Source organism: Stenotrophomonas sp. YJH_SMC_4 (assembly GCF_059371575.1).
The window spans coordinates 47,738-59,915 of sequence record NZ_JCAFUR010000013.1; the positions used below are offsets into that span (position 1 = coordinate 47,738).

Here is a 12,178-nt window from a genome sequence, read left to right on the forward strand (position 1 = left end):
GCTTGATGCGCCAACCAAGGTAGGCCCCTGCCAGGGCTCATCCGTAGATCCACGCCATGCATGGGTGGCAATGCAGACCCACGCCCCATCCCCGCACACAGCGGCTAGCCGTTGGCGTCGTCGCCAAAGCCAAAACGGGCCGGCCGTGCCGTTCGCAGCGGAACGAACATCATGGCGGCGAACACCACCAAGGCGGGGGTGGACATGATCCAGATGCCCCTGTTGCGAATCCCGATCCCCATGAAGTCGACCTGCAGATCGCCGATCCACTGCAGCTGCGTCAGTATCATCACCAGCCCGCCGATAGTCGCGCACGGCAACCCACCGTGACCGGCCCCCAACAACGTCGGTGTCAGAAACCCGCCCAGCAACGCGAAGCCGACACGGTACACCCAGGGATTGCCGCGCCACCGTGGCGCGCCGAACAACATCAGCAGCATCAGCGCCAGGGTCAACAGACTGGGAAGTACCCAGAGGGCAAGCAGCATTTCGATCATCTCGATCATCGGCCGGGCTCCGCTGGCCTGGCATCCCACGTCGTCGATCGCATCTCCCTGCCCCTCATCACGTCCATGAAGCACGCATTGTTGCCGGTACGCGGGCAGACGCAAAGCCCCGGCAGCGCAAGAACTGCTAAACGCCGCGCCTGCCGATCCGCTACTGTGCCCGGCATCGGATTCAAGGAACGGCAGGATGAGCGCGGCAGGCAAGGCGTTGTGGTACATCGAAACCCATGCGGATCGACCGCTGGCACTGGCCGACGTCGCCGCTGCGGCGGGGCTGTCGCCGTTCCATCTGTCACGCCTGTTCCAGGCCCGCACTGGCACCTCGGTGGTGCGCTACCTGCGGGGACGGCGCCTGACCGCTGCGGCGCAGCGGTTGGCCGCCGGCGCAGGCGACATCCTGCAGGTGGCACTGGGTGCGGGCTACACCACCCATGCAGCGTTCACCCGTGCCTTCAGCGAACAGTTCGGACAGACACCAGAGCGGGTACGCGAACAGGGCACCGACGGACTGGCACTGGTGCAGGCGATCCGCGTGGACGAGGCGCCTGTACCCTGCGATGAGGCACCGCGCCTGCTCGACACGCCCGCCTTCCAGCTGGCGGGTATCGGCATGCGGCATACCCGCGACAGCAGCGGCGCGATTCCGGGCCAATGGGCCCAGCTCAACCGCGAGTGGCCGACGCCGGCACCGGTCAGCTTCGGCGTGTGCTGCAACAGTGATGACGATGGTGGCTTCGACTACATTGCGGCACTACCGGCAAGCACGGTGCCGAGCGTGCCTGCGCACTGGCGACGCGTGGACATCCCGGCGCGCCGCTACCTGGTGGCTTGGCACGGCGGACACATCTCGGCCATCCGCTCGACCTGGTTCTGGTTGCTGGATCATTATCTCCCTGCGTCCAACCTGAGCCTTGCCGATGCGCCGGACCTGGAACGCTACGACACCCGCTTTGATGAGCACACTGGCAACGGCGGCGTGGAGATCTGGCTGCCAGTCGACGAACGTCCCAACTGACAAGGAACTGAAGATGCGCATGATGGCCGCTGTGCTGGGAATGATCCTCATGGTCTCCGCTGCCATTGCCGAGGGCAGCGAGACGCAGGCGGCCGGCGAGCGCCACGGCGCCACCATGGTGGCCAGCGCGGCTGTACGCGATGCGCAGCACCACGACGCGCTGCGCTACACGGTCTGGTACCCAGCGCTGGCCGGCAGCCGGGAAACCGCCCTGACCATCGGCCCGCCCGACGCACCGCTGTTCGAGGTTGGACGCGCAGCGGTGGATGCTCCCGTCGCGGGGGCTCGCCTGCCGACGCTGCTGCTGTCGCACGGTAACGGCGGCAGCGCACGCATGATGGGCTGGTTGGGCACGGCGCTGGCGCGGGACGGTTATCTGGTGATCGCGGTCGATCATCCCGGCAACAACGGTGCCGACGAGATGACGCTGGCCGGCAGCATGCTGAGCTGGCTGCGCGCGGATGATCTGCGCGCTGCGTTGGCCGCCGTGCAGGCCGATCCGATCCTGGGCCCGCATGTCGATCCAGAGCGGCTGGGCGTGGTCGGCTTCTCGGCCGGTGGCTACACCGCGCTGCTGGCAGCCGGTGCACGGCCCAGCCTGCAGCGACTGCTGGCCTTCTGCACCGCGCACCCGGATGACGGCGTCTGCCAACCGCAACAGGAGGCGGCCACGCACACGATGCAGGCGCGCCGGGCCGCTGCGGCTTCGCCCGCGCTTGCCCCCTGGATCGCCGAGGCTGACGCACAGCGCGCGATTCCCGGCGTGCGTGCCGTGTTCCTGCTGGCACCCGCCATCGTGCAGGCGTTCGCGCCCGCGCAGCTGTCCGCGTTGCGGCAGCCGGTATCGATCATGTTGGGGGCCGCAGACACCGTCGCGCCACCGGAGACCAATGGTGAGGCCGCACAGGCGCAGATTCCGCGCGCAACGCTGCAACGCCTGCCGGACGTGGGTCACTACGACTTCCTGGCGGCCTGTACCGCTGTCGGCGGGCAGAGGCTGCCCGGACTGTGCAACACGTCGGTTCCCAGGGCGAAAACCCACCGGCAGGCGGTGGATGCAGCCACGCGATTCTTCGCCGACGCACTGCGCTAGTGGCCGCCGGGTGCGGCCCGGCGCTACAGTGGTCGCGTCCACGGAGGAACGATCATGCGTCTGCTGCACCTCACCCTGCCGGTCTCCGATGTCGGTGCCGTGGCCAGCTACTTCCACGATGTGCTGCAGCAGCGCGTGGTCGGCCCCCATGTGCACATCGGCTGGAGCACGATCGAACTGCAGCCCGCTGAAGGACGTCCGGTCGGAGGCGTGCACCTGGCCTTCAACGTACCGGACAACCGCTTCGGCGAGGCAATGACCTGGCTGCGCGAACGCACGCCACTGCAGCGCAATCCAGCAGGGCTGGATTACTTCGCGCTGGAAAGCAGCTGGCAATCGCAGTCGGTGTACTTCACTGGCCCCGATGGCTTGATCCTGGAACTGATCGGCCGCCGCCGCTTGCCCGACAGTACGCATCAGGGCGCCTTCCACGGCAGCGAACTGACCTGCCTGAGCGAGGTCGGCCTGCCCAGCCACGATGTCGATGCCGTGCGCGAACAGTCCAGTATGCGATTCGGCCTGCAACCGATCAGCCCGCCTTCGGCGCAGTTCGCGCCGATGGGCGACGACGAAGGCCTGCTGATCGTGGTTGCTGCGGACCGGCGCTGGTTCCCCGAGCAGAAGGACCTGCCCAATGCGCAGGGGCTGTTGCTGCAGGTCGGCGACGTGGCTGGCCCGGGCGTTGTGGAGGACGCTGCACTCGGCTGGCGTGTGCAGGCGACCTGATCTACCAGCTGCCCGATGCGCCGCCTCCGCCGCTGCGGCCGCCGCCTCCGGACCAGCTGCTGGAGCTGCTCGACGACGAACTGCTGGATGACGAACTGGACGCGCTGCGGTGGCCGCCGGATGCTCTGCGGCTGCCGCGTGCCTTCTCACCTGGCAGCATGGTGAAGATCCAGGTGAAGTACAGCACGAGCGTGCCGGCACTCCACCCGATCGTCGTGGCGAGGCGAGCAACCGGGCCGGCGCGATCGATGGCCAGCAGTGCGAAGAGCACGTAGCCAGCGGTCAGCAGCAACAGCACTGCGCACCTCACCCCGAAGCTGCTGCGGTCCTTGTGCCAGCGCGCGCGGCACGCCTGTACGAGGAAAAACACCAGCATGGCCATGATGCCTACCGCCAGGTCCAGCGACGTGTGCAGGGCCAGACTGGGTGGCAACTGGCCACGCACCACCATCACCACGAAGAACCCCGAACTGACCCCGAGCATGCCGAGCAGCACCACGCGCACACCGCGGCTAGGGCGCCAGCACCAGCCAAGCAGGCTCGCCACCGGTACGCACAACGCCAACACGATGCAGAGCGCTGCCAGTGCCTGGCGTGGCGCCCACATGGCCGCCGCCAGCAGGCCCGCGGCCACCACGGCCGTCACCAGCAGCGGGCGGGCCCAGGCCGGCAATCGCTCCGGGTGCGCCTGCGCCGAGGGCGGCGAGCGCCACAGACCCGCAAGGAAGCCGGCCAGCAGCGTCAGTGCAACCACCGAGTCTGCGCTGCGCCAATCGGCCGGCAGCACGTTGCGCATCGATGGTTCTTCCCATGCCGGTAGGTCCTCGCCATCGATCAGCGCCACTATGATCTTCGTTCCGTCCAGCACGCCCTGGTCAAGGTCGCCATCGCGGAAGCGCGGCACGATCGCCTTGTCGATGATGCGGGCGGCATAGGCATCGGGTATCGCGCCCTCCACGCCGTAGCCGGTCTGGATGCGTACACGGCGGTCCTGCACGGCCACAAGCAGCAGCACGCCATCGTCAACGCCTTCGCGGCCCAGCTGCCACTGGTCGAACACCCGCTGTGCGTAAGCTTCGATGCCTTCGTCGCCAACATGGTTGACTACCATCACCTGCAGCTGCGCGCCTGTGCGCGCCTGCAACTGGAATGCCTGCGTGCGCAGTTTGTCGCGGGTATCCGCCGAAAGTGCGTTGGCGGCGTCCACCACCGGATCATCCAGCGCAGGGACTGCAGCACCGGCCATCACCACCCTCGGCAACAGGCACAACAGCATCAACAGCCATACCGTGGCCCAGGTGCACGTCATCCTGCGCAGCATCTTCACGTTCCCTGCCCTGCCTCGATCCGCGCATGCAGCGCCTGCAGCTGTGCCGCCGTCTGGTTGAACACCTGCAGATCGGCGTCCACCAGGGCCGCCCAGTCAGGCGCGTGCCCCAGCAGTTGCGCCACCTGCTCGTTCGGCGCGCGATCGAAGCCCTCGCCAAGCACGGCAAGATAGCGCGCACGGAACCCCTCGGGATCGCGCTGGTCCTGCACATACAACTGCACGGCCAGCAGACCCGCGTACAGGTAGTTCACCAGATAGTTCGGGTCTTCATACATCAGGCGCTTGCCGATCCAGGTGTTGCGCAGCTGCGGGTAGCGCTCCGGTTGCTGGCCGAAGCGTGCGAGCACCCGCCCGGTCAGCGCGTCCAGGTCATCGGCGGTGCCCAGCGTGCCGGCGGCAACACCCTGGTAGATCGACTGCTCCAGCTGCGCTTCCTCTGAAGAGGTGAACAGCTGCAGCACCATGTCGTCCAGCAGCGACTTCAGGTAATAGGCTTTGGCACGCGGGTCCTGTGCCTGCTGGTACAGCTGGTCGCGGAAGCGCAGCTCGTTGTAGATCGCGAACGCCTCGGTCAGCCACTGGCTGCCATTGCGCTGCAGCGGCGACGCATGACCCCGCTGCATCCACTCGCCATGCACGGCATGGCCAGCTTCATGAGCGATCTCGACATCGCTTTCCAGGTCCCCGCTGCGGACACCAACGAACAGCATTGCCGGCACACCGGGAGCGCTCACGGAGAACGCGTCCTGGCTGCGGTCACCGCGTTCGGTGGCCAGATCCATGCGGTGGCTGGCCGGATCGAGCAGCGCGCGCAGTTCAGCGACGTACGCCGGGCCCAGGTGCTTCATGGCATCGGCGGCGTTGTCGCGCAGCTGCGCCAGCGTCAGCACCGGTGGCGTGTAGCCAGCATCGGGCACCGTGGTATCCCAGATCTGCGGCGCGTCGATGCCCGATCGCGCAGCGTGGTGCAGCAGCATCTCCTGATAGGCGCGGCGGTCTCCCGCATGCTGTTCGATCGCCACCAGCGTTGCATCCACTGCGGCAGTATCCAGGCCCATGCGCTGATAGCCATGTGCCGGCGCCGAGCCGTCACCCTGCAGGCGTGCCGCGGCGTCATTCACCTGCACCAGCCCCAGCAGCACCGACGCCATCGGCTCACGGCGCGATTGCAGGCCTTGCCAGTAGCCCTTCCAGCCCGCCTCGCGCAGGGCGCGGTCGGGCTGCCGGGCCAGTGCCTGCCTGTCGCGCCCCGTGTCCCAGTGCCGGCCGCCGTGCTCGATCTGCGGGTACTCGGCGCTGCGCAGGATCTGCCCACGCAGGCGCGCGAAGCTGTCCAGCGCCGGATCGGCCAGTGCCTCCACGGCCTCATCCAGCGCGGCGTTGGCCGGGGCGGCGGCCTCCTTCAACGCGCGTGCGCGCAGGAAGCCATAGGGTGCTGCCCATGGTGCATCCGCGGACGCCTCGCGCAGAGCGGCGCGGCCGCTGCGGGCAATGCGGCTGCACAGCCCCATCACCTGGTCCAGCGCCTGGGCCGGACGCTGATCACGCGCATTGCGGGCGGCCTGCAGGTGCAGGTAGCTGTGATGGCGCAGGCACTGCGCCTCCAGTACCTCGGCCTGCCGGAAGCGTTCCGCGGGTGCAACGGTGGACGCCTGCTGCAGAGCCTCGACGCGCTTGCCCAGTGCGTCACGCGCGGCCTGTTCGGCGGTGGCATTGGCGAAGTAGGCGCGGTCATCGGCATGCACCGACTGTGCCTGAGCGCCGCTGAGGGAGGCTATCGCCAGCACAGCTGCGATGGCGGTGGTGGTGGCGTGCTTCCTGAAAGCCTGCATCGGCGTCTCCCTGCCTGGACCAGGGATCGAGCCTAGCAGTCACTGGCCCGCCGCGCCTGTGCCGGATCAGGTTTCAGATCGACTCGTCCTCACGCTTGACCAGTGTCCAACACGGCGTCTGCGCAAAGGTGTAGGTCTGCTGGTCGCTGCTGTCCGGCATACGGATCTGCACCTGCCGCTGCCCGTCGGCCAGGAGGCTGACCTGCATTTCGCGGCCCTGCCCGGCCAACGCGGCAGGATCGGGCATCACCGGCCACTCCACATCGGCCAGCGCCAACCGGCTTTCCACCTTGCGCGGTTCCGGCTCGGCCTCTGCATCGATGTAACTGTCCAGCAGCGGATCGGCAGTAGCCTTTTCCTGCAGCGCGATCTCATTGCCGAAATGCTTCAGGAATGTATCGAATTCCGGGTGGGGGCATTCACTGTGTGCAGCCACAGGTGTGGGCTCGGCGGCAGTGATCGCCGGCGCCGCTGCGGCAGGCCCGGCTTCGCCCGCTGTCTGCGGCGGCTGCGGCGCTGGCGTGCAGGCAACCAGCACCACGCCACAGGCGAGCATCAGCAGTGCGGCAGAACGGTATCGACACATGGGCTCATCCTGAATCCGGTCCGGTCGCTCCATGCTACCGCGCGCCCTACAATTCCGGCATTCCGCCTGTCCGAGAGTCCTCATGCATCGCCTCCTGCTCCTGATCGGCCTGCTGCTGCCCGCCCTGTGGCCAGCGGTGGCGATGGCCGTCGATGTCCACGAAGGCGATCTGCTGTTTGTCACCGCCGGCCACAGCGGCCTCAGTGCGGCCATCGACGATGCCACCGGCAAGCAGGGCGCGCCCAGCTTCGATCACGTCGCCCTGGTCGCTTCCACGCCGAAGGGCTGGGAGGTATTGCATGCGGACGAGAAAGGATCGCGCCGGCAATCGCTGGTCGAGTTCCGCCAGGAGGCGCGCGCCAAGCAGCGGCAGATCGTGGTCTATCGCCTGCACGCGCCGCAGCAGGCGGCCATCAAGGATGCGGTCGCCACCGCGCGCACGATGCTGGGCAAGCCGTACAACACGTCGTATGTGTTGAGCGAGGACAGCTACTACTGCTCGGACTTCATCGAACGCGCCTTCCGTGCGCACCACGTGTTCGCATTGCAGCCGATGAACTTCCGCAACCCGCAGACCGGGGAGATCGCCCAGCACTGGGTGGATCTGTACCGCGGCATGGGCATGGACGTACCGCAGGATCAGCCCGGCACCAATCCGAACGACATGTCGGCAGCGCCGGTGCTGCAGCGTGTCGGCGTGCTGGAATAAGCAAAGCCCCGCACGGGGCGGGGCTTTGCATCACCGGAGCTGGTAGCGAGGTCACTCTTCCTCGTCCTGCCCACCCTGCTGCTGGTTGCGCTGGTTGCGCTGCTGCTGTTCCTGCTGCTGTTGCTGCTGCTGGTCGCGGCCACGACCCTGCTGCTGATCCTGCTGGTTCTGCTGGCCCTGCTGCTTCTGGTTCGGGTTCTGGTTCTGCTGTGCCATGTCCGATCTCCAAAGCCACTCGCGGAATGCGGTGGACGTGGCCATCGTCTGCAGCGAATGGTTAATCACGCGTGGGTGCGCGGCTACATCTGCGTGTACGCCTGTGAATGAACGCGCAGAAGCCCTTGTGGCACAAGCGGCTGAAGAATTCATGCGGGTTCGGCATGTGCTCATGCAGTGGTCAGCATGGCGCGCATTCATGGCGTTCTCAGCCGGAAACACGCGCGGAAGGAGGCTGGCTTCCCAACTCACGCAGGCAAGCCAGCCCAGCATTCAGGGCATCACCGGCGGCACATAGGCCAGGGTCATGCCCAGCAGCCACAGCAGGCCCAGCACCAGCGGGATGTGCACCAGCAGCTGGATGAAGGTGAAGCCCACGATGTCGCGTGCCTTCAGGCCCAGTACGCCCAGCAGCGGCAGCATCCAGAACGGGTTGATCAGGTTCGGCAGCGCTTCGGCCGCGTTGTAGACCTGCACCGCCCAGCCCAGGTGTGCCTTCAGTTCGTTGGCGGCCTGCATCACGTACGGCGCCTCGATGATCCACTTGCCACCACCGGAGGGCACGAAGAAGCCGAGCACCGCCGAATAAACGCCCATCACCAGCGCGAAGGTATCGGTGCTGGCCACGTGCACGAACAGGCTCGACAGCCGGTGCGCCAGTGTCTGCCCGTCGCCACCGGCAGCGTGGGTGAGGATCATCGCGATGCCACCGTACAGCGGGAACTGGATCAGCACGCCGGTGGTGCTGGGCACCGCCTTGGCCACCGCGTTGAGGAAGCTGCGCGGCCGCCAGTGCAGCAGCAGGCCCAGCGAAATGAACAGGAAGTTGTAGGTGTTGAGGTTGGCGATGGCGGTGACCACCGGCTTGTTGGCGAACTCGTTGAACAGCGAGCCGAACGCCAGCAGCGAGAGCAGCACGGTCAGCAGCGGGCTGTACTCCAGCCATTCGCCCGGGCGCGTGCGACGCTGCAACGGCTCCGGCTCGGCCTGCGCGGCGCCGGGGAAGTCTTCAGCGGTGCGGGCACTGCCGGCGGCCGGTGCGGTCAACCAGGCGATCAGCAGCGAGACCAGGATCAGCACCGCGGTCAGTGCGATCGACTGCCACAGGAAGATGGTTTCGGTGAACGGCAGGACGCCGGTGATCTCGACCAGGCCCGGCGGCATGCTGGCCGGGTTGGCCTGCAGCTGTGCGGCCGACGAGCTCAATCCCATGGCCCACACCGCACCCAGGCCGAGGTACGCCGAAGCACCCGCGGCGCGGTAGTCCATGCGCAGTTCGGTACGACGGGCCAGCGCACGCACCAGCAGGCCACCGAACACCAGCGAGAAGCCCCAGCTGAGCAGCGAAGCGAGCATGCTGACCAGGCCCACGTACACCACCGCGCCGCGGCCGGTACGCGGCACCCGGGCGAGGAAATCGATGAAGCGTGCGACCACCGGCGCGGTGGCCACGGCGTAGCCACCGATGACCACGAAGGCCATCTGCATGGTGAAGGGGATCAGGCTCCAGAAACCGTCACCGAAGGCGCTGGCGGTGGCCTGCGGGGTCGAGCCGAAGCCCATCGCGGCCAGCGCGACGATGACCACGCCCAGCACCGCGAACACGTACGCATCGGGGAACCACTTTTCCGCCCAGGCGGCCGAGCGCAGCGCTGCGCGCGCCATCCAGCCGTCCTGTACTGCTGCCGTCGAGGCCATCGCCTACCCTCCCAGGTTCGATGGATCGATTCTGGGCGGTGGGGTGCGGCCTGTCAGCCACCTATTGGTCGTAGGTCGCCGAGGAGGGTAGTGCCGGCCGCTGGCCGGCAACCTCGGGATCGCGCACGGGTGCAGCCGGCCAGCGGCCGGCTCTACCAGATCTGGGGACGGTCGCAGGTAGTGGGTGGCGGTAGTGCCGGCCGCTGGCCGGCAACCGCAGGATCGCGCACGGGTGCAGCCGGCCAGCGGCCGGCACTACCTCACCTTGGGCTCAACGCAGTGCCAGATCCACGGCGATGCCGGCAAACAGCGCGGCACCCACCCAGTTGTTGTGCAGGAACGCCTTGAAGCAGGGGCCGCGCTCGCGGTTGCGGCAGATCCAGAACTCGTACACCACCAGCGCGGTGGCCACGGCCACGCCGGCCAGGTAGTACCCACCCAACCCTCCACGCACGCCGACCAGCGCCATGGTGGCCAGGAACAGCGCGTACAGCACGCCCTGGATGACCAGGTCGAGGTCGCCGAACAGGATCGCGGTGGAGTGCGAGCCCATCTTCAGGTCGTCCTCGCGGTCGACCATGGCGTACCAGGTGTCGTAGGCGGTGGACCACAGGATGTTGCCGGCGTACAGCAGCCAACCCAGCATCGGCACCTCGCCCTGCACGGCGGCGAAGGCCATCGGGATGCCCCAGCCGAACGACATGCCCAAGTAGACCTGCGGCAGGTGGGTGTAGCGCTTCAGGTACGGATAGCTGGCGGCCAGGAACACGCCGATGAAGCTCAAGCCGATGGTCAGGCCGTTCAGGGTCAGCACCAGGCCGAAGGCCACCAGCATCAGCACGGCGAACAACGCCAGCGCGGCGCGGCCGCTGATCGCGCCGGTGGCCAGCGGACGCGCCTTGGTCCGCTCCACGTGCGGGTCGAGCCAGCGGTCGGCGTAGTCGTTGATGACGCAACCGGCCGAGCGGGTCAGCCACACGCCGGCGGTGAACACGAACAGCGTCCACAGCGGCGGCAGGCCGCCGGCAGCCAGCCACAACGCCCACCAGGTGGGCCACAGCAGCAGCAACGTGCCGATCGGGCGATCAGCACGCATCAGACTCCAGTAATGCCGCCAACGCGGCGTCGCCGGCGACTGCGGCGAAGTGAGGGGGGTATCAGCCATGGCGATAGGATACTCCTGCCCCTCCGGCAGGGCTTTGCCGGTGGGGGGAGATTTGTTCGACGAAACTGGATAGAATGCCGGTCCCGCACCGCCTCATGGCGCTGCGACGCCCGCCCCGGCACTGGCCGACGGCGCGGCGGTTCTACAACGCGCCCGTAGCTCAGCCGGATAGAGTAGTGGCTTCCGAAGCCATTGGTCGGGGGTTCGAATCCCTCCGGGCGCGCCATCTTCCCCTGCTCGTCCCCGTCACCCCGGGCCTCTTGCTTGCGCTTCCACGTCAACGTGGCTCAGGAGCGAACGGCATCGAGCGATGTGTGCAACCTTGTAGATCGCGCACGACGATGGAAAGCGCCTGCCCTTTCTGCACGGCACCGGGCAGGAAGGCGCCCTTGCCGTCGTACAGGAAGGTTTCAATCTGACCACGTGCAACCACCAGGTCCGCAGCCGGCGGCTTGGGCTCTTCCAGAACAACACTGAAGGGACGCCAGGCCAGACCGTGTTCGTCGCGGATATCGGTCGATACCGCGTGTGCATGCGCCTGTCGATCCACGCTGGCCAGTGGCAGCCGTAGTGCCTGCGATCCCTCCGTAGCGATCTGGAACCTGCCAAGGACCACGGTATCCACAGTTTCACTGCCGATGTAGGTGATCGTGGCCTCGGAACACTGCACGGCATCGGCCGGGTGCGATGCACACGCGGCCATGCTTGCGGTCAGGAGCAGAATGATCGGCCGGATCATTGGCTGGCACCTGGCACATCTCTACCCTGCCCGGGGTTTGCAGCGGCGCGTGTAGTGGTAGCGCCCGGCCTGCGCGCATAGCTGTAATCGGGATCGCGCCAGGCGCGCACGATCGGACTTCGTGCGTGCCTGATCGCGCCGGGGACCCAGGACAAGATCAACACCACGGCCCAGATCGCAGCCAGCCAGAACCATCGGCCCGAGGCATAGGCCGAGATCATGGGTAATGCAGCCAGCATTACGATGATCTGCGTATACAACAGGTAGAGCGTATACAAGCCCAAGCGGGGATCCGAGCACAGCACCACGCCACATCCCCTGCATGCCGTCTTCGCCTGCCGTCTCGATGCGGAAAGCAGTGGAAACCGCTGCCCCGCGGCGCCGCAAAGTGGACAGGTGAAGGTCAGCAGGCGCATCAGGCAGCTCCTCTCTGTCGATTGACATCGACTGTCCGGCACGAAGCCGAGCCTAGCATGGGCTTGGTTGGGGACGCCAAACAACAACGCCGGGCTATGCCCGGCGTTGTGTTCGAAGCAATCAAGCATGGCTCGACTCTACACAGA

General features: G+C 67.1%; 13 protein-coding genes and 1 tRNA gene. 5 read left to right on the plus strand and 9 right to left on the minus strand.

Annotated features, from left to right (window positions below):
- Positions 1–104 precede the first annotated feature (104 nt).
- Positions 105–725, minus strand: a complete 621-nt coding sequence (locus AC5P9F_RS16105; protein ID WP_227860230.1) for a hypothetical protein — start codon at positions 723–725, stop codon at positions 105–107.
- Here AC5P9F_RS16105 and AC5P9F_RS16110 point away from each other — a divergent pair.
- Genes AC5P9F_RS16110 through AC5P9F_RS16120 form a run of 3 tightly spaced genes read left to right on the plus strand, consistent with a single transcriptional unit; the run spans position 694 to position 3,340 of the window.
- Entirely contained in the window at positions 694–1,521 is an 828-nt protein-coding gene (locus AC5P9F_RS16110; RefSeq protein ID WP_005411484.1) for an AraC family transcriptional regulator, read from the plus strand. The two genes, AC5P9F_RS16105 and AC5P9F_RS16110, sit on opposite strands and share 32 nt — an antisense overlap.
- A 13-nt stretch (positions 1,522–1,534) precedes the next feature.
- Complete coding sequence (locus AC5P9F_RS16115; RefSeq protein ID WP_043034243.1) at positions 1,535–2,614, plus strand: alpha/beta hydrolase family protein; 1,080 nt, start codon at positions 1,535–1,537, stop codon at positions 2,612–2,614.
- Between the two features lie 54 nt (positions 2,615–2,668).
- On the plus strand, positions 2,669–3,340 hold the full coding sequence (locus AC5P9F_RS16120; protein ID WP_043034242.1) for a VOC family protein: 672 nt from the start codon (positions 2,669–2,671) through the stop codon (positions 3,338–3,340).
- Position 3,341: 1 nt separating this feature from the next.
- Here the strand turns inward: AC5P9F_RS16120 and AC5P9F_RS16125 are convergent, their stop codons facing one another.
- From AC5P9F_RS16125 to AC5P9F_RS16135, 3 genes are all read right to left on the minus strand, one after another.
- On the minus strand, positions 3,342–4,661 hold the full coding sequence (locus tag AC5P9F_RS16125; protein ID WP_043034241.1) for a TPM domain-containing protein: 1,320 nt from the start codon (positions 4,659–4,661) through the stop codon (positions 3,342–3,344).
- Positions 4,662–4,663: 2 nt separating this feature from the next.
- Entirely contained in the window at positions 4,664–6,502 is a 1,839-nt protein-coding gene (locus AC5P9F_RS16130) for a M3 family metallopeptidase (RefSeq protein WP_043034240.1), read from the minus strand.
- Positions 6,503–6,575: 73 nt separating this feature from the next.
- Entirely contained in the window at positions 6,576–7,088 is a 513-nt protein-coding gene (locus AC5P9F_RS16135) for a hypothetical protein (protein ID WP_043034239.1), read from the minus strand.
- Positions 7,089–7,170: 82 nt separating this feature from the next.
- Here AC5P9F_RS16135 and AC5P9F_RS16140 point away from each other — a divergent pair, with 82 nt between their 5' ends.
- Entirely contained in the window at positions 7,171–7,797 is a 627-nt protein-coding gene (locus AC5P9F_RS16140; protein ID WP_043034238.1) for a YiiX/YebB-like N1pC/P60 family cysteine hydrolase, read from the plus strand.
- A 51-nt stretch (positions 7,798–7,848) separates the two neighbouring features.
- Here AC5P9F_RS16140 and AC5P9F_RS16145 read toward each other — a convergent pair whose 3' ends face one another.
- The 3 genes from AC5P9F_RS16145 to ubiA form a co-directional block, all read right to left on the minus strand.
- The gene (locus AC5P9F_RS16145) at positions 7,849–8,013 is read right to left on the minus strand and encodes a hypothetical protein (RefSeq protein WP_005414774.1); all 165 of its coding nucleotides are present in this window, start codon (positions 8,011–8,013) and stop codon (positions 7,849–7,851) included.
- A gap of 273 nt (positions 8,014–8,286) precedes the next feature.
- Entirely contained in the window at positions 8,287–9,711 is a 1,425-nt protein-coding gene (locus AC5P9F_RS16150; protein WP_227860232.1) for a short-chain fatty acid transporter, read from the minus strand.
- A 271-nt stretch (positions 9,712–9,982) separates the two neighbouring features.
- Positions 9,983–10,876 (minus strand): 4-hydroxybenzoate octaprenyltransferase, encoded by an 894-nt coding sequence (gene ubiA / locus AC5P9F_RS16155; RefSeq protein ID WP_005411493.1) that lies wholly within the window; start codon positions 10,874–10,876, stop codon positions 9,983–9,985.
- Between the two features lie 149 nt (positions 10,877–11,025).
- On the opposite strand from ubiA, the gene AC5P9F_RS16160 reads away from it, so the two are divergent.
- Positions 11,026–11,102, plus strand: a tRNA-Arg gene (locus AC5P9F_RS16160).
- Positions 11,103–11,153: 51 nt separating this feature from the next.
- On the opposite strand, the gene AC5P9F_RS16165 is transcribed toward AC5P9F_RS16160, so the two are convergent.
- Together AC5P9F_RS16165 and AC5P9F_RS16170 are read right to left on the minus strand one after the other, a co-directional pair.
- Positions 11,154–11,615, minus strand: coding sequence for an adhesin (locus tag AC5P9F_RS16165; RefSeq protein WP_495231998.1), 462 nt, complete (start codon positions 11,613–11,615; stop codon positions 11,154–11,156).
- Positions 11,612–12,031, minus strand: coding sequence for a hypothetical protein (locus tag AC5P9F_RS16170; RefSeq protein ID WP_088611287.1), 420 nt, complete (start codon positions 12,029–12,031; stop codon positions 11,612–11,614). The genes AC5P9F_RS16165 and AC5P9F_RS16170 overlap by 4 nt, the downstream gene beginning before the upstream one ends.
- Positions 12,032–12,178: the final 147 nt, after the last annotated feature.